We start from the raw sequence: 16825 nt of genomic DNA, 5'->3' as shown, positions 1-16825 counted from the left end.
CCGTCAGACTCCGGCGAACGCCGGGGCCAGTGCCTTGTGCAGGGCAGTGTTCATGAAGTCGTCGCTGACGTGGGTGTAGATCGCCGTGGAGCTGTCGCACTCGTGGCCGACCTGCTGCTGGATGAAGCGCCGGTCCACCCCGTCCTCGGTCAGGTGGGTGACATACGAATGTCTGATTGAATGCAAAACTAGGTCTTTTGGGAGTTTTAGGGCGTCGCGGTATGCCTCGAAGCGGTCGTTGATGGAGCCGGGCTGGAGGCGCCCGCCGCGCTCGGTGATCCACAGGGCCGGATGGTCGGGAAACCCGAACCGCGGCCGGACGTTCTCGACGTAGTCAGCGACCGCCTCGACGGCCCAGTCCATCACCGACAACACGTTCCGGCGTCGGGGCTGCTGGCCCCTCTTCGCCTTTCCGTAGCGGACGTTGAGGGTGCCGTACCGGCCGAACTGCGGGGCCTGCGGGTTGCGTCCGAAGTCGACGACGTCGAGCTTGGACGTCTCGGTCCGCCGCAGCCCCCAGCCGTAGACGACCTTGAAAAGGGTGGCGTCGCGATAGGCGGCCAGGACCCCCTTGCGCTTCGCGCGCACCGCGCGGTCGACCTGGGCGTCGGCGTAGTCGAGGAAACGCTGCAGCTCTTCCCGCGTGAACGGCCGGGCCTCCGGGCTGCCTTCGTAGTCCTGCAGGTGCGGGATGGTGTTCCACTCGTGGCAGATCGCCACAGGGAAGGCACCGAAGGCGTCCTCGCAGGCGGGCACCCAGCCGTACCGGCTGTCGATGATGAACTCGCTGAACAGGCGGACGATGCCCTGGTAGCCGCGGATCGTGGACGGCGCCAGGTGCTTCTCGCCGGTCAGGTACACCGACCACTCGTCCATGTGGGCCGGCGTCCACTGCCACGGGTAGTCGTTCGCGAACTCGTGGAACTGGCGGATCAGCCGTTCCCGGTCCTCGACCGTCTCGTCCTGAAGCCCCCGTGCCTGCTGCTGGGCCCGCCAGCCCCGCAGCATCGCGTCGAACATCGCGTCCTCGGGACGCAGCTGGACCACACCGGAGACGAGCTCCAGATGAGCCGACCCGGCCAGGGCGACCTTGCGCTGATGCACCATCCAGACCATCCCTTCTGGAGGGCAGATCATGCATCAGATGGGATCAGCTCGGCAACACGCCTGGTCAGACCGCCAGTGCGTAGCAGCTTCGGAGAGCCTCGCGCTCGTCCCGTGAGCTGCCGACCTGCGACATCTCGCCCGTCTGATGCAACTCCCGAGGGTTGAGGTACTGCTCGGTGGTGGCGACATGGAGGTGGCCGAGGACCCACTGGACGTCGGTGATCGACAGCGCCGGGTCGCGCACCATGCGCTTGGCCGCGCTGTGCCGAAGGTCGTGCAGGGTCCAGTTCGCCCCCAGCTTCTCGTTGGCCCGGGTGAAGACCATGCGCGCCGCGTCGTAGCTCAGCGGGCGAAGCGGTCGCCGCAGCGTCCACCACAGCGGCTCCTCAGGCCCGCTGAGGGCCAGCGGACGGATCTGCTGCTGGTAGAGCCGCAGCCACACGAACGCGTCGCTGGAGGCCGGGATCCACTGCAGGGCCCGCGAGCCCTTCCGGACGACCCCGATGGTCTGGTCTCCGGGGCTGACCCGGTCCCGGGTCACTCCGAGCAGTTCCGAGGCCCGCGGGCCGGCCGAGACGTAGAACGCGACCAGGGCCCGGTCGCGGTGCGAGGGCAGCGCCGCGAAGAGCTCGTTGAACGCCTGCTCGGGGATGCCGCGCGGTGTCCGCCGGGGCTCCTTCGGCTGGTAGGGGGCCCGGCGGGCCGGCCACCGGAAGGGCTGCATCGGGTTGTGGTGGGCGTTGAGGTGCTCGTCCTCGGCCCGTCTGGCCTTCGGGAACGGGTTGAGCAGCGGCCGGCCGTGCATCTCGCGGTGGTACTCATAGAAGCTGCGGACGACGGCGCGCGCGTGCCTGCGGGTCCGGGCCGCGTACTTCTCGCCCGGGTACCGCTTGCCAGTCACCGGGTTGATCGACCCCGGCGGTGGAGCGTCCGGCCGGCGGGGCCGCGGCGGCTTCTTGACAGCCTGCAGCCACAGGGCGAAGTCGCGGGCCTCCACCCGGCCCGCCCTCTCCCACGGCACCTCGACGGCCCACAGGAACCGGAACCAGGCCAGCAGCTCGTAGGCGTAGGAGCGCAGCGAGGCCGGGCTGTCGTCGTTGGCGAGCATGTCGAGCAGGAACTCGCTGACCGCGGCCACCTCGCCACCGTCGCGATCGAGCAGCCGGTACGGCAGGGACACGACGCCGGTCTCCTGGACCCGGCCGACCCTCGGGACCGCCAACGTCATGACGTCCCGTAGCTGTCCGCCCTCGTGCACCCGAGCCTCCACCGACCTGCCGCGAACCCCCTCAGCACGTGATGACAGCACATCAGGGCCGTGGCAGGGGCCGGGTTCTCGGGCCGGCGGGGCCTCCAACGATCGGATTTCGCTACTGTGCGTCACCGTCCCGGAGGTGCCCGGCACCGCCCCGGTAGTTCGGTCAACAGGTCTTCCATGCCTTCGCGGTAGTGCTGGCGCAGTTCGCCGCGCTGGCCGAAGAAGATGCGGCGGGCGAGGCGGTGACGGGCCTCGGTGACGTTGAGCTGGGCGCCGATCATGCGGCGGTAGCCGGTGTCGGAGACGAACTGCAGCAGGTGGAGGCTTTTGAAGATCCGCCCGTAGTGGGCGAAGGCGTCACCGAGGCCGGTGGGGTTGCCGTCGCGCGACAGCATCCGGATCAGGTCGTAGCCGCGGATCTCGCCGGTGGACAGCGAGCCGGCGACGCGGAGCATGTCGCCCCAGTGGGCGCGGATGCGGTCCAGGCGGATGGTGTGCTTGGAGACCTGCTGGAGCGGGCCGTAGTCGGCGGCGGTGTTGACCCGCCACAGCCGCGCGTCGGAGATGTCGGCGATCCTCGGGGAGAACTGGTAGCCGCAGATGGCGAAGAGCCCGAAGACGATGTCGGAGTAGGAGGCGGTGTCGGTGATCACGGTCTCTGGCTTCGGGCCGCCGTCGCGGGCGTGCAGGGCGTCCAGGATGAACAGCGAGTCGCGCAGTGTGCCCGGCACCACCACCCCGCCCAGGCCCATCACCTGATCGTTGATCACGTTCAGCCAGGTGGCGCCCTTCTTCTTAAGCCCGAAATACAGGGGGCTGTGACCTGCGAAGACGCTCTGCACCGGCACGGTGAAGCGGACCCCGTCGGTGGAGGCGACCAGCCCGCCGCCCCACGCGCGGGCCACGTCGATCTTCGCCTGGGCCTCGATGAACAACCCGTTGGCCACCGAGATGTTCTCGGAGCGGAAGTAGCCCTGGTCGACCTGGACCAGCCGCGCGCGCGTGAGGGCGGGCACATCCGGCTTGACCACCGGAGTCAGGCCGACGTTGCACGCCTCGGACAGCCACACCGCGCACAGGCTGGTGGTGAAGTCGTCCATCGTCGGCATCGCGCCGGAGATGTGGGTGAAGGCGTCCGGCAGGCCGGTCAGTTCGGCGACCTCCAGCAGCAGCTCGGGGAAATCCACCTTGGGCAGCATGCCGTTGACGAGCTGGCGGAAGGCGGGCATCAGGCCGGGTTCCTCCGCCCGGCCGAGCTTGGCCAGCTTCAGCTTCCCGCCGGCCACCTCCGCCCCGGTGTTCCCCGGCAGCCCAGCCGCGACGTGCACGTACACGGCGTGCAGCTCGGAGGCGAGCTCGGCTAGGTGCCCGGCCGGCTCGCTCTCCAGACCCAGCGCGGTGAGCACCCTCGGCTGTGCCGCCTCCCAGCGCTGGCCAGACAGGAGCTTCGCGCGGGTCGCCCCACCGGTCCCCACCACGGGCGAAGACGTCGCGGCGGCGCAGCGCGCGGTGCAGCCGCTCCAGCACGCAGAAACTGTAGGCGGCCTTGTCCACCTCGCCCTCCCGCTCCATCGGGTCGGCGAAGACCAGGCGCCGCCAGGAGCCGGTGACCAGGTCGCGGGATACCTCGAAGGCGTCGATCTTCTTGCGGCCGGTCAGCGCGGGCAGCTGCTTCAGCGCGGCCACCACCTCGGTGCCGGCCTCGACCGCGCCGAAGTCGACGACCTCCACCAGGAGCTTCAGGAAGCCGCGCACCGTGCCGTAGCGGGCGACCAGCTCCCGGCGCCACTCGGCGTCGTCGTCCCCATCGTCCTCTGGCACCATCGCGGCGATCACTGCCATGGCCTCGGCCAGCTGTCCGCGCGGCACCACCTGCTCGATCGCGGCCCAGGCGTCCAGCACCGAGACCGCCTCGCCGTCCTCGGTGGCCGGGGCGGTGTCCATCAGCACGTCCACCGCCTTGGCCACCTTCTTCGCCGCCTTCCGCAGCTGCGGCAGCGTCTTGAGCTTGGCCTCCTTGCCCAACCGCTCCGCCCGCGCGAGCAGCCTGGAGGCCATCAGCACGTCCAGCAGGTCCAGCGCGTCGTCCACGGTGGCCGTCTCCAGGTGCCGCAGCGTGGCGGTCTGCCGCGTGACCTCCAGCCGCTTGAGCGTCGGGGCCTTCGACGCCAGCCCGTACCGCGCCAGCCCGGCCAGCCGCGCGGCCGGCACCTGCGCCACATCTACCCGGCCGGCACCCAACGCCCGCACCTGGCGCGAGCGCTCCAGCGCGTACTCCATCGTCTTGCCCGACACTCGCATCGGCGGCGTCCGCAGCCGCTCCAGCTCCGACACCCGCTTCCGCTCGGGCACCTCCAGCAGCCGCAGCATGTCCGTGCGCAGCTCGCCCGACGTCGCCTCGTACAGCGCCGCGTGCAGCCGGTCGTTCTCCTCCCGCCGCACCTCCGCCACCAGCCGCACCAGGGTCGTGATCCCGGGCAGCAGCACCCGGTTGCCGATCAGCCACACCACCGCCCGGTCGAACAGCGCCCGCGGCCCCTCCAGCGACGACCACACCCGCGCCGCCAGGAACCCCCGCAGCTCGTCCTCGCCCGCGGCGAAGTCCCGGTAGCCGAAGGCGTCTCGGATCTCCCACGCGTGCTCGTACGCCGTTTGCTGGCGGCTGCCGTACTCGGCGAACACCGAGGGGTCCTCGCCGAGCTGCTCGGCCACGAACGCCACCGTGGAAGCAGGGACCGCGGTCGGGTCCTCCGTCAGGAAGGCCCCGAGCATCCGCACGGTGCCCCACTGCACAGCCCATCCCAACCGGGTCGCCGGACGCCGCTTCGCCCGGGCGAGAGCGATCGCCCTCGCATCCAGGCGGAAGAACTGCTCCAGTTCGCCCGGCGTCGGCTCCGCCGCGAACTGCCCGTACCGGGCATCTTGCTCAACAGACAGGTACTCAACTGGCATGCCGAGGACCGTAGAGCCCGCTGACCAGCAAGAACGGCCCCTTCATCGAACCGGAACCGAGACTGCCCCGCTACCGCTAATTTCCGTTCCGATACTCCCCGAGAGCCACGTCGTACCGCTCGCAGCAGCCTGGCGCTCCGGTGCGGACGGGTGGGACGCGGCCAAGCGCAAGGCGTTCGCCAACGACCTGCAGCACAGCCAGTTGGTGGCGGTCTCAGCCGCGTCGAACCGGTCAAAGGGGGACAAGTCGCCGGACGCGTGGCGGTCGCCTGCTATCGGGTACTGGTGCACGTACGCGCGGGCGTGGACGGACATCAAGCACGTCTACGGACTGTCCGCCACCGGGCCGGAGAAGGCGGCGCTGGAGCAGATGCTGGACACCTGCGCGTAGCCGCCGACGAGCCCGCCCGCCCCGGGCCGGTCGGAGGGTTGGTCCGGTCGAAGTCGGCTTTCCCTGCGCGGGTTGCGGTGAGGGCTCTGCGGTGTCTGCATCGGCGCAAGCCTGGGCCGGGGCCGAAAATGGGTGGGCCGGATGGATGTTCCGTACACCCCAAAGTCGTATGTCTGACATGCCGTCACTCGCGCTTCTCCTGAGGCTACTTCACAACCGGCACCGCGCGGGACTGGGCCGCGCCTTCCGGGGAGGGCGGGTTCTGCAACGAACGTGTCACAAGCGCCCTGAGCGGACGGGTGCTGTTCCCCGGTTCGGCGATCCTGGTTCGGCTCCGTTCCACAGGATGTGCCGCCCGGGGACGGCCGCCGGAGCGGTGGCCGGTTTCGCCGCCGCCCTCCGCCGACCGCCCGGCCCGGCACTCGAACGTTCGAGGGGGTCCTCGTGATTCAGCAGGAGATTCTGGCCCTGGCGATGTCAGGCGCGACGACGATCATGGCGGCGGCGGCCACGGACGCCTGGACGACCGTGCGCGACCATGTGTCGGCGTTCCTCCACCGTCACGGTACCGAGCCGCGCGCCGCCATCGAGGCACGCCTGGAGGCCAGCGCGGTGCAGGTCGCCCGGAGCCGGGACACCGACCGGGCCCGCGAAATGGTGCGCGGGCAGTGGCAGTTGGAACTCGAAGCCTTCCTCGACGAGCACCCCGAGGCGGTCGGGGAACTGCGGGCGCAGCTGGAGACGATGCGGGCAGCGCTGCCGCAGGCCCAGCAGCAGTGGGTGCAGAACATCACCGCCCGCGACCACGCCACCGTCCACGCGCTGCAGAACAGCACCCAGCACAACTACTACATGGACTCCTCCGCCCCCAGGCCCGGCACCGGCACCGGCACGGGCCTCGCGGACAGGACGGGCTGACCGTGGGCACGCCTGCGGGCCCAGGCGGGGGCGCGGTCCACACGCAGAACATCACGGCCGCAGGCAGCAGCCGGGTGTACGCCGTGCAGAACGGGGACCAGTACAACTACATCTACCGCGGCACCCCGCCGTACCGGGTGGAGCCCTTCCCGCTCGCCCCGCCGGCCGCCCTGCAGCCCGGGCTGGCGCGGGTGCCCAGCCGGCTGCTGACGGCCCGCCTCCAGGTGGTGCCCTTCCTGCCCCGGCCGGAGTCGGCGCTGCTGGAGTCGTGGCGGGACGAGGCGGTGCCGGGGCTGTCGGTGCGGCTGCTGCATGCCGAGGGCGGGTCGGGCAAGACGCGGCTGGCCGCCGAGTTCGCCGCCCGCTCGGCCGGGGCGGGTTGGGCGGTCGCGTTGGCCCGGCACCGCAGCGAGGTCGCCTCGGCCGGGGGCGGGGACCAGTCCCTGGCGGTGCACGCCCCCGGGCTGGTCATGGTGGTGGACTACGCCGAGCGCTGGCCCCTGGAGGACCTGGTCACCCTGCTGCGACAGCACCGGGACGCGGCCCGAGACCGGCTGCGCGTCCTGCTGCTGGCCCGCCAGGCCGGCGGCTGGTGGCAGGGCCTGGCCCACCAGCTCGCCAAGCTCGACGTCCTGGACGTCGGGGCGCTGCGGCTCGAAGGACTCCCCGACACCCCCGAAGCTCCCGACACGCCCGGCGCCCCCGGTGCCCGGACTGCCCCCGGCCCCCCCGACGCCCGGGCCGCTATGTACACCGCGGCCCGCGACCGGTTCGCCGAGGTCTTCGCCCACCCGGACTCCGCCGGACTCGGCGTGCCCGGCGACCTGGGCGACCCGGTGTTCGCCCTGCCCCTCACCGTCCACATGCGGGCCCTGGTCGACGTGGACGCCGCCGTCCGCGGCTGCGCTCCCCCCACGGGGAACGGGCAGACGAGCCTCTCCTCCTACCTGCTGGACCGCGAGCAGGACCACTGGCGCTCCTTCCACGATGAAGGCCGTGGCCCGCTCCGCAGCGGCCCGCACACCATGGGCCGGGCGGTATACGTGGCCACCCTCGCCGGCGCCCTGGCTCCCGCCGACGCCGCGGCGGCCCTGGTGCGGTCGGGTGCCGCGGCCGACGGCGGCGGCTGTGCGGAGCTCGCCGAGGACCACTCCCGGTGCTACCCGCCCGCCGACCCCGGCCTGCTGCTGGACCCGCTCGCCCCCGACCGCCTCGGGGAGGACTACCTCGCCCTCACCCTCCCGGGCCACGAGGACGAGTTCGGCTACCACGCCACCGATCCCTGGAGCGATACCGCCCCCGTCGCCCTGCTCGCGTCCGGGGACGAGAGCGGTGCACCGCCCGCCTATACCCGTCAGGCCCTCACTGTCCTGATCGAGACCGCCCACCGCTGGCCCCACCTGACCACCCGTCATCTCGATCCGATCCTCCGGGACCGGCCCGATCTCGCCCTGACTGCCGGTAGCTCTGCCCTGATCCGGCTGGCCGCCCTGGAGAGCCTCGACACCGCCGTTCTGGAAGCCGTCGAGGCCCGCTTCCCCGTCGAGCGCCACACCGATCTTGACGCCGGCATCGCCGCCGTTGCCGCCCGGCTGGCCGCCCACCGCCTGGCCACCACCGTCACCGACCCCGCCTCCCGCGCCCGGATCCACCAGCGCCTGGCGCTCCGCCAGTCCTGGGCCGGCCTGCGCGACGAGGCCGTCGCCAACGGTCGTCAGGCCGTGCTGATCTGGCGCGACCTGGTCCGAGTTGGCCCAGGCCACTACGCCGACCTCGCCGCTTCGTTGGTCAACCTCAGCGGCGACCTGTCAGCGGTGGGGCTGCGGGAGGAGGCCCTGGCGGCCGCCCAGGAGGCGGTGGGCCTCCAGCGCCGGCTGGCGGCGGGCAGGCCGGCCACCCGCGAACCGGACTTCGCTCTCGCGCTGTCCCACCTCGGCTCCCTGCTGGCGAATTCGGGGCGGCGGGACGAGGGCCTGGCCGCTGCCCAGGAGGCCGTCGATATCCTGGGCCGGCGGGCCCAGTCCGACCTGGCGGCCCACTCGCTGCTCTTCGTCCAGGTGCTGAGCAGCCTCGGCCACCACCTGTCGCGGGCGGGGCGGCGGGAGGAGGCCTTGGCCACCACCGAGTCGACGATCGTGGTCTACCGCCGCCTGGCCGCCGACAACCCCGCGGCCCACGCACCCGGCCTCGCCGGGGAGCTGACCAACCTGGCCCTCCAGCTGCATGATGTCGGGCGCCATGCGGAGGCCCTCGCCGCCGAACAGGAGGCCGCCGAGATCCGGCGCGGTCTGGCGGCCGGGAACCCCGAGGCTCATGAAGCCGACCACGCTCTCACCCTGACCAATCTGAGCGTCTCGCTCCTGGAGGAGGGACGCCCGGCGGATGCCTTCGCGGCGATCGAGCAGGCAGTGAGGATCTGGCGCCGCCTGGTCGCCGAGAACCCCGAAGCCCACGAAGCCGACCTTGCCGCCTCGCTGTCCAACCTCGGCATCTGGCTTGCGGGGGCGGAACGCGGGGAGGAGGCCCTGGCTGCCGAACTGGAAGCGGTGGGGATCCGGCGCCGCCTGGTCGCCGAGAACCCCGAAGCCCACGAAGCCGACCTCGCCGCCTCGCTGTCCAACCTCGGCAGCTACCTGTCCGCGCTGGGGCGCCCGGCGGAGGGCCTGGCCTCCGAGAAGGAGGCGCTGGGGATCCGGCGGCGGCTGGCCGCCGGTAACGCCAGGGCCCATGAATCCGACCTCTCCCGTTCGCTGGGCAACTTCGGCGCCCGCCTGTGGCAGGCGGGATGCCCCGCAGAGGCCATCGCGGCCGTCCGGGAGGCGGTGGAGATCCGGCGCCGGCTGGCCGCCGGGAACCCGGAGGCATTCGCTGCCGACCTCGCCCACTCCCTGACCAACCTCGGCAACTGGCTGACGGCGACCGGGCGGTGGAAGGAGGGCCTGGCCGCCACCGAGGAAGCGGCCCACCTCTACCACTGGCTGGCCGAGCGGAAGCCCGACCTCTTCGCCGCCAAGTTCGCCCGCGCGCTGTCCGACGTCGGTGCCGGCCTGTTGCGGACGAAGCCGCTGCTGAAGGCCATGCTCACCCTGGAGGAGGCGCTCGCCCTCTACCGCCGCCTGGCCGCGGCCGACCCCGACGCCCACGAACCGGGCCTCGCCCGCACGCTGTCCCGCCTCGGCGCCGGGCTGATCAAGTCGGGAGGGGCGGAGCACGCCCTCCCTCTCCTCGCCCAGGCGGTCGACATCCGGCACCGTCTGGTCATTGAGGTCTCCGGGTCGTTCGAGCCCGACCTCGCCGACGCACTGTTCGACTTCGCCTCCTGCCTCACCAGGATGGGACTGCGCGAGCCTGGCCTGGCCGCCGCTGCCGAAGCGGTCCACCACTACCGCGAAGTGGCTCGGCACGACCCCGCGACCTTTGGGCCCAAACTCGCCGACGCGCTGTCCGGCTTCGCCGGCTTCCTGTCCGGCGCGGGGCGGCGGGCGGAGTCCCGGGCCGCCGCACAGGATGCCGCGGAGCTCAAGCGCCAATTGCGCAACGCCGGCACACCCCGCCCTGCCGGTCCGCCGTCGGGCCTCGGCACCCTCCTGTCGAGCATCGGGCGGCAGGCCCGTACGGCGTTCCGGCCCCGCCGCGAGGAGCCGCCGCGGAGCGCGCCCCGGGAGCCGCGGACGTTCGCCGTCGAACTCCCGGACGGGACGCAGTTGGATGTCGTCGCCCCGGGAGCCGCCACCACCGGACCGGAGCCCCGGACACCCGCCGCTGGCCTCTCCGACAAGCCTCCGGCACCGGCCACCCGCCTGCCCGACGGGCCCCGGACCGGCCTCGCCGCCCCGGGAAGTCCCGGCGCCCGGCAGGAGGACACCGGCCCCATCACCGAACCACAGGTGCAGACCTTCACCGTCGAACTCCCGAACGGGATCCTGGAGATCAATATCGGGGAGGATGCCAGCACCAGCGAGAACGCGGAGAGGTTCGCTGTCGACCTCCCGAACGGGGAGAAGCTGAACTTCGTCTTCGAGGAGGTCCTCGACGAGCCGCAGGTGGACGCCGGCGCCGTCATCGACGTGGCGCACCAGGTCTACCGCCTGCTGACCAGGACCGAGCCGCCCGCCGCCGAGCCGGAGCTCGCCGCCGAGCTGTCCGACCTCGGCATCCGGGCTGGGCAGCTGGGGTGGTACCAGAAGGCGCTGATGGCCACCGAGCAGGCGGTGATGGTCCGGCGCCTGCTGGCCATGGCCGAACCGGCCGCGTTCGGGGACGACCTGGCCGCCTCGCTGTTCGACTTCGGCGCCCTGATGTGGGAGGCGGGGCTGCGGGAGGAGGCCCTGGTCCCGGCCGAGGAGTCGGTGGAGATCCGGCGCCCGCTGGCCGCGGCCGACCCGGTCGCATACGGTCCCGGCCTGGCCGTGTCACTGGCCAACCTGGCCCACTACCTGCGGCGGGCCGGGCGGCGGGAGGAGTGCCTGGCCGCAGCCCGGGAGGCGGTGGAGGTCCGGCGCTGGCTGGCCGGGGACGACCCCCGCACCCACCGGCCCGGCCTGGCCGCCTCATTGCTCGATCTCGCCCACCACCTGTCCAAAGTCGGCCTGCGGGAGGAGGCGTTGTCCCCGGCCGAGGAGGCGGTGCGGATCCGGCGCGAACTGGCAGGGGACGACCCCGCCGGCCGGTTCCGCCTCTCCATCGCGCTGCACGAACTCAGCGACCTCCACGCGGAGGCGGAACGGTGGTCAGAGTCGCTGACCGCCGTCCGGGAGGCGGTGGAGATCCAGCGCCGGCTGGCAGCGGCCGACCCCGCCGCCTACGCGCCCGCTCTCAGCGACTCGCTGACCGACCTGGCCATCGACCTGTTGGACGCGGAACGGTTCGAAGAAGGCCTGGCCACCGCCGAAGAAGCGGTGGGGATCGGGCGCGAACTGGCCGAGGACGACCCCGGCACCCACCGGCCCCGGCTCGCCCTCCTGCTGTACAACCTCGTCCCGCACCTGCCGGAAGTGGGACGGCGCACCGAGTCCCTGGCAGCCTTCGAGGAGGCGGTCGGCATCCACCGACGGCTGACGGCGAACCAGCTGTTCGCCCACGGGCCCCGCCTCGCCGACACGCTGCTCGCCCTCTCCCGCCACCTGTCCGGAGCCGACCTGCAGGAGGAGGCCCTGGCCGCCGCCGGGGAGGCGGTCGACGCCTACCGCCGGCTGGCCGCGCACAACCGGGCCGCCTTCGCGCCCGGTCTCGCCGAGGCGCTGTCCGACCTCGCCGTCGACCTGTCCGGGGCGGGACGGTTCGAGGAAGCGCTGGCCGCCGCCGAGGAGGCAGTGCGGATCGGGCGCGAACTGGCCGAGGACGACCCCGGCACCCACCAGCCCCAGCTCGCTCTCCTGCTGTACAACCTCGTTCCGCACCGGTCGAAGGCGGGACGGCGGGAGGAGGCGCTGGCCGCTGCCGAGGAGGCGGTCGACGCCTACCGCCGGCTGGCGGCAGACGAACCCGCCGAGCACGCGCCACCACTCGCCCACGCACTGGACCGGCTCGGCACGCTCCTGACCGAGGCAGGGCGGCCCACGGAGGCGGCGGCCGCCGCCAGGGAGGCGGCACGGCTCCGGCGCTCGCGTTGAACGACTGGCAGCGTCCACGCCCGGGTATGCCGGAATTCCAGCCCGCCCCACCCTGCCCAGCGACCCGCGGCCTCGCCCGCATCGGCGCCCGCGCCGTGATGCTCGGCGGCGACCGGCCCCGCAGGGAGCTGTTGCTGCTCCTCGACGAGCTCCACGGCGGGCACCGCCCGGCCGCCGCCGGCCAACTGGCCCTGCCCGTCTTCGCATCTCGGCGGAGCTCCGTCGCTGTACCCGTTGGCCACAGCACCGTGATTGTTCCGCAGTTCGGGACCCGGCTGCCCCACTGCCGACCGTCATGCCCCGGAGCGGCCTGCTCCGCCACCACCGCGGCGTGCCCGTGCTCCAGCAGCCGCTCGACAAGCTCCGACGGGATGCAACCGGAGCCGGTCCGGCGCCGGTACTCAAGAGCGTCAGCGTCCATGGCCGGGCACCGTAGCGCCCGTCCCCGACACCGGCCGGCGCGGGCGGCCACCAGGGAATACGGCACGGTTGGAATGACGCTCCCCGCCAGTCGGGGCCTCCTCCTGGAGCGCGGCCGAGCGCCAGGCCTACGCCAACGACCTGGACGAGCCCCGCGACCTGGTCGCCGTCACCGCCCGCTCGAACCGCCAGAAGTCCGACAAAGACATCGCCGAATGGCGCCCCTCGGTCAAGGCCGAGGAGTGCGACTACGTCACTCGCTGGACCGTCTCCAAGACCCGCTGGAGCCAGAGCGTCGACACCACCGAGAAGAACGTCCTGCGCGACCTCGGCGCCGCCTGCCCCAACGACAGCTTGACCATCACGCTCGCCCGCTGACCGCCACGCCCGGCGTCACCGCGCACCGTCGCCCGGACATCCCGGCCGCCACCTCCGCACCCAGGGGCGGCGGCCTTTCACAGGCCTGGATCTGTTCGAACTCCGGTCCCGAACGCGGGGTTGACCGGCCGCCTGGGCGATGTATCGTCCACCGGTTCGGCACCCGCCACCAGGCCCAGGGTCCCGGTGAAATCGGCACTCAACACCCCTTGACACGCCTTCTCCCGTGCCTACCGTCCGGCACCACGGACCGCCTGAAGGGGGGCCCGCGGCGCTCCGTTGCGTCCCGGCCCGCCTTCCCGCGGCCCGTGTTCACCGCACCCGACGCAGCAGGAGACGGACATGCACGAGACGAGGCCGCGCACCGAGGAGCAGGGCGCGGCGGGGCGGGACGGCGTCGAGCCGCCCCGCGCGGTGGAGCAGACCGGGAGCACGGCCTGGTGGCGGAGTTCAGGAGACGGCGTGGTGTCACTCCGCCGTCGGGCACGGCGCCTGCCCGCGCGCTGGCCGGGAACAGCTGGCTCGGTCAGGCGGTGCCCCGTTCTGACCGGCCGCCGAGGTTTCGGCCCGACTCCGGCCGTTCCTGGGTTCCCAGGATCTGCGGCAGTCGTCCGTGCAGCTACCGAATTCGAAGCCGGGCAGGTGTTGCGCGTACCCGGCGGGACCCCGGGCTTAGACCGCTCCTGTCGCCCCGACCGGGGGCGGTCGGCCGACGACGTCGGCTCCGGTGGCCTCGGGCTCTGGCGTCGTGCCTGCGGGGACACGGCACAGAGCCGTGGTTCTCACCGGCGGCCTGCGAGTTCTTCCAGCTGCGTGGCGAGGCGGGGGCCGGGCCGGCTCGCGACTCCGTCGATGACCAGGAGGTCGCCGGGCTCGCTGTGGACGACCAGGCGGTTGACTTCCGCCGCCAGTTCGCCCGTGGGCCGCACCGATTCCCGGCTGTGCCAGGGCGGGAGGACCGCGGGCACCACCTTGGTGAGGTAGCCCGGCAGGTTCGGCAGACCTGGAGGCATGGGAGAGCCGCCAACTTCCCCGGCTGCGGCGCACGCCTGGTTGAACCACCATCCGCTGAAGCTCTCCCACCGGACTGGTCCACCGGGGGCAGGACTGACGGGGCCGGCCCGCCGGCGGTGGTCTCCGCGGGCCGGTGAGGCGAACGGCGCCCAGCGGGCCGGCTTGCCGGGCCGGCTCTCGCACGGTCAGTCGGCGAGAAAGGCCGGCGGCACGTCCTGCTCGATGGGGAAGACCTGGTCGGCGCCGGTGATCTCCAGCATGCGAGCCACAGCGTGGGAGGGGCGGGCGAGACGGACCACGGTGCCCTGACGGGCGGCCTCGATGCGGGCGATCAGCAGGGCGTTGAGGCCGGCGGAGTCCATGAACGTCACGGCGCCCAGGTCGACCAGCAGCATCGGCGGCACCGGCCGCGCCGCCAGGGCTCGGTGCACGGCCCTGTTCAGCACCGGAGCCTCGTCGAAGTCCAACTCGCCACGGCACTCCAGGACCGGCCCGACGGGGCTGTCGTGAGCGGTGACGGTGAAGGCGTGCTCGTACTCGGACATGGCGATCGGGCGGCTCCCTCGGACTCCCCGTGCGGTTGGCATGACCACCCTATGACTGGAGGGAAGCCGCACGCACCGAAGTCCCGGAGTATTCACCGCCCCGACCGCCCGGGCGGTCGGGGCGGCTACGCGAGGCCTGGTCCCCGGGTCGCTCTCCGCTCTTGGCAGCAGCCCGCGGTTGTCGCGCTTCCCCTCAGTCATCTCCCCGCGGGCCGGGCCGGTCGGCGTGGCGTCCGACCGGGCGGGTGGCCACCTCGCACCCGGCGTGCGCCCACGCGCTCTCCCGCGGCTCCAGATCCGGCCGCCCGGATGCCGGCACGTCGAGACGCCGCACCAGGTAGGCCTCCTCCCCCACGGCCACGACAAGCAGACGCCGACCCGGCCGGGCAGTCTCCTCGACCACGTCCTCGGCCCGGTAACGGGGGCTGGTAGCACTCACCCCTCCATACTCCCGCGCGCACCGCCGCGCTGCGCCGCCGGCGCTGCCGTGGCGCCAGACGGGCCCGCTCCGCGTGCGCGCCGACGACGCTCGGTAAAGACGCCGGACACCGCTCCCCTCACCATCGCCGCTGCTGTCGAGACGCTGGTCCGCCTCACCGCCGATCTGCTCCTCCTGGCCGACGCCCTCGCCGACCACCTGGAGGCCGACGCCCTGCACGCGGTCGCGGAACGGCTCCTGGTCCGCATCGCCGCGTAGCCCAGCAATGACGAAGACCCACCCCGGGGTGGGTCTTCGTCATTGCTGGGCCGACCGTCAGGGGGCGGCGGTGATGAGCACGGTCTCGCCGGATGCGATCGGCGAGGGCCGTGACGACCAACCAGCCCGCCAAACCCCTGGAGCCAAGCCGGTACAGCTCTCCATCGGTGGCCGCCGGCACGTCCCGGGCGCTCAGGGACTCGGCGCTTCCCGCTCGCCCCCGCACGAGTCACCTCCACGGGCCGCCCGGACCCCCGCCCCTGCTGCAATCCCGGGGAACCGCACTCCCTTACCCGGTACCGAGCACCGTTGCGCGTCGGCACCGCCGGGACGCGGTCCGCGTATGAGAAAAGGAACGAAGACCGCACCCATCCGGAGGGCCAACCACACCGAATACAGGACAAAAGCGCGTGACGGAAACGGTTCCGAAGCGGCTGCTCCCCTGTAGGGAAGCCTGCGGAATCGGCTCCCGCATAGCGGTCCCGATCACCGCCGCGCGGACGTTCCTCGTCCATCAGGGAGATCCCCGATGCGAAAGATCCTCATCCCGACCGCGATCGCCGCACTGATCCTGCCGTTCGGCGCGGCCGTGGCCTCCGCCGACACCGGCCCCCACCCGTCCCCCAAGCAGGAGCAGCGCAACACCTTCACCTACGCGCTGCTGGTGCCGGTCGCCAACAACAGGGTGCAGGGCATCGGCAGTGCCACCGTGAACCTGCACGGCAACGAAGCGAAGATCACCATCCATGTGCGGGGCCTGCTCAACCACGCCCCCCACGCGATGCACATCCACGTCAAGGGCAACGGCGAATGCCCCACCGCCAAGGACTCCCGGCTGCACAACGGCCACCTCGCCACCTCCACCACCGACGGCCTGCGAGCCTACGGCGCGATCGGCACCTCGCTGACCACCACCGGCGACACCAGTCCGAACAGCGCGCTGGCCGTCGACCGCTTCCCTTCCACCGGCACCTACACCTACTCGCGCACCATCCACATCACCAAGGACGTCGCCGACCAGGTCCGCCGTGACAACGCCGTCGTCGTCGTCCACGGCATCGACTTCAACAAGAACGGCAAGTACGACAACGTCCTCGGAGCCAGCGAACTCAACCCCGCCCTCCCCCAGGAGGCCACCGCCCCCGCCCTGTGCGGCCCCCTGCACTGAGCCCGGATCCACCATCCGCCCTCCATGCCCAAGGAGGTGCATTCTGCACCAGGTGGCCCACACCCGGCCCTGCCAGGCCTCCGGAGCCCTGGCAGGGGCGAGGAGTACCAGCGGAACTGCCGGCCGGCGTCTTCCCAGAGAAGCTCAGCCAAGTGCCCTGCCGCCACCGATCCGGCAGGATGGCCGATGCCCGGGGGCGCGGCGGGCGTCCGCGTGGGCCATCGGGTCGCGCGGCACCGTCGCCGAGCGTGTCAGAAAGTTCGTGTAAGTCCGTGATCTGGGAGGCTGGCCGGGGCCCGGCTGAGGGCTCTGGCCGGCCGGAACGGACAGGACATGGGCGAGAAGGAAGGGCCGGTCGTCGAGCC

10 protein-coding genes and 3 pseudogenes are annotated in these 16825 nt (G+C 72.4%); 7 read left to right on the top strand and 6 right to left on the bottom strand.

Annotated elements, in window-relative coordinates; translation table 11 throughout:
* Nucleotides 1-3: 3 nt before the first annotated feature.
* The 3 genes from ABT263_RS33095 to ABT263_RS33085 form a co-directional block, all read right to left on the bottom strand.
* Complete coding sequence (locus ABT263_RS33095; protein WP_352296169.1) at nucleotides 4-1107, bottom strand: tyrosine-type recombinase/integrase; 1104 nt, start codon at nucleotides 1105-1107, stop codon at nucleotides 4-6.
* A 64-nt stretch (nucleotides 1108-1171) separates the two neighbouring features.
* Complete coding sequence (locus ABT263_RS33090; protein ID WP_352296168.1) at nucleotides 1172-2287, bottom strand: tyrosine-type recombinase/integrase; 1116 nt, start codon at nucleotides 2285-2287, stop codon at nucleotides 1172-1174.
* Between the two features lie 200 nt (nucleotides 2288-2487).
* Nucleotides 2488-3771, bottom strand: a complete 1284-nt coding sequence (locus tag ABT263_RS33085; protein WP_352296165.1) for a Tn3 family transposase — start codon at nucleotides 3769-3771, stop codon at nucleotides 2488-2490.
* 878 nt (nucleotides 3772-4649) lie between these two features.
* Here ABT263_RS33085 and ABT263_RS33080 point away from each other — a divergent pair.
* Nucleotides 4650-4976 carry a hypothetical protein gene (locus ABT263_RS33080; RefSeq protein WP_352296162.1) on the top strand — a complete coding sequence of 109 codons (327 nt, stop codon included), beginning with the start codon at nucleotides 4650-4652 and terminating at the stop codon, nucleotides 4974-4976.
* On the opposite strand, the pseudogene ABT263_RS33075 reads toward ABT263_RS33080, so the two are convergent.
* Nucleotides 4865-5317 (bottom strand): annotated as a pseudogene (locus ABT263_RS33075) (DUF4158 domain-containing protein); the annotation flags it as partial. The gene ABT263_RS33080 and the pseudogene ABT263_RS33075 sit on opposite strands and share 112 nt — an antisense overlap.
* Nucleotides 5318-5423: 106 nt before the next feature.
* Here ABT263_RS33075 and ABT263_RS33070 point away from each other — a divergent pair.
* The 4 genes and pseudogenes from ABT263_RS33070 to ABT263_RS33055 all read left to right on the top strand — a co-directional run.
* A pseudogene (locus tag ABT263_RS33070) lies at nucleotides 5424-5708 on the top strand (GmrSD restriction endonuclease domain-containing protein); the annotation flags it as partial.
* A 444-nt stretch (nucleotides 5709-6152) separates the two neighbouring features.
* On the top strand, nucleotides 6153-6626 hold the full coding sequence (locus ABT263_RS33065; protein ID WP_352296160.1) for a hypothetical protein: 474 nt from the start codon (nucleotides 6153-6155) through the stop codon (nucleotides 6624-6626).
* A 2-nt stretch (nucleotides 6627-6628) separates the two neighbouring features.
* Nucleotides 6629-12238, top strand: a complete 5610-nt coding sequence (locus ABT263_RS33060) for a tetratricopeptide repeat protein (RefSeq protein WP_352296158.1) — start codon at nucleotides 6629-6631, stop codon at nucleotides 12236-12238.
* Between the two features lie 528 nt (nucleotides 12239-12766).
* A pseudogene (locus tag ABT263_RS33055) lies at nucleotides 12767-13036 on the top strand (hypothetical protein); the annotation flags it as partial.
* Between the two features lie 782 nt (nucleotides 13037-13818).
* Here the strand turns inward: ABT263_RS33055 and ABT263_RS33050 are convergent.
* Both ABT263_RS33050 and ABT263_RS33045 read right to left on the bottom strand, forming a co-directional pair.
* Nucleotides 13819-14049, bottom strand: a complete 231-nt coding sequence (locus tag ABT263_RS33050; RefSeq protein WP_352296155.1) for a hypothetical protein — start codon at nucleotides 14047-14049, stop codon at nucleotides 13819-13821.
* Nucleotides 14050-14235: 186 nt separating this feature from the next.
* Nucleotides 14236-14595 carry an STAS domain-containing protein gene (locus ABT263_RS33045; RefSeq protein ID WP_352296152.1) on the bottom strand — a complete coding sequence of 120 codons (360 nt, stop codon included), beginning with the start codon at nucleotides 14593-14595 and terminating at the stop codon, nucleotides 14236-14238.
* A gap of 487 nt (nucleotides 14596-15082) precedes the next feature.
* On the opposite strand from ABT263_RS33045, the gene ABT263_RS33040 reads away from it, so the two are divergent.
* Both ABT263_RS33040 and ABT263_RS33035 read left to right on the top strand, forming a co-directional pair.
* Nucleotides 15083-15292, top strand: coding sequence for a hypothetical protein (locus ABT263_RS33040; RefSeq protein ID WP_352296149.1), 210 nt, complete (start codon nucleotides 15083-15085; stop codon nucleotides 15290-15292).
* Between the two features lie 529 nt (nucleotides 15293-15821).
* The gene (locus tag ABT263_RS33035; protein WP_352296147.1) at nucleotides 15822-16460 is read left to right on the top strand and encodes a hypothetical protein; all 639 of its coding nucleotides are present in this window, start codon (nucleotides 15822-15824) and stop codon (nucleotides 16458-16460) included.
* Nucleotides 16461-16825: the final 365 nt, after the last annotated feature.

The organism is Kitasatospora sp. NPDC001603 (assembly GCF_040298365.1).
GTDB lineage: Bacteria > Actinomycetota > Actinomycetes > Streptomycetales > Streptomycetaceae > Kitasatospora.
The sequence above is the reverse complement of the archived record's forward strand: the minus strand, read 5'-3'. Positions and strand labels throughout refer to the sequence as shown.

Excerpts from the sequence above, each read along its gene's own strand:
- ABT263_RS33095 (WP_352296169.1), bottom strand. The coding sequence starts at position 1,107 with ATGGTGCATCAGCGCAAGGTCGCCCTGGCCGGGTCGGCTCATCTGGAG.
- ABT263_RS33050 (WP_352296155.1), bottom strand. The coding sequence starts at position 14,049 with ATGCCTCCAGGTCTGCCGAACCTGCCGGGCTACCTCACCAAGGTGGTG.
- ABT263_RS33045 (WP_352296152.1), bottom strand. The coding sequence starts at position 14,595 with ATGTCCGAGTACGAGCACGCCTTCACCGTCACCGCTCACGACAGCCCC.
- ABT263_RS33035 (WP_352296147.1), top strand. The coding sequence starts at position 15,822 with ATGCGAAAGATCCTCATCCCGACCGCGATCGCCGCACTGATCCTGCCG.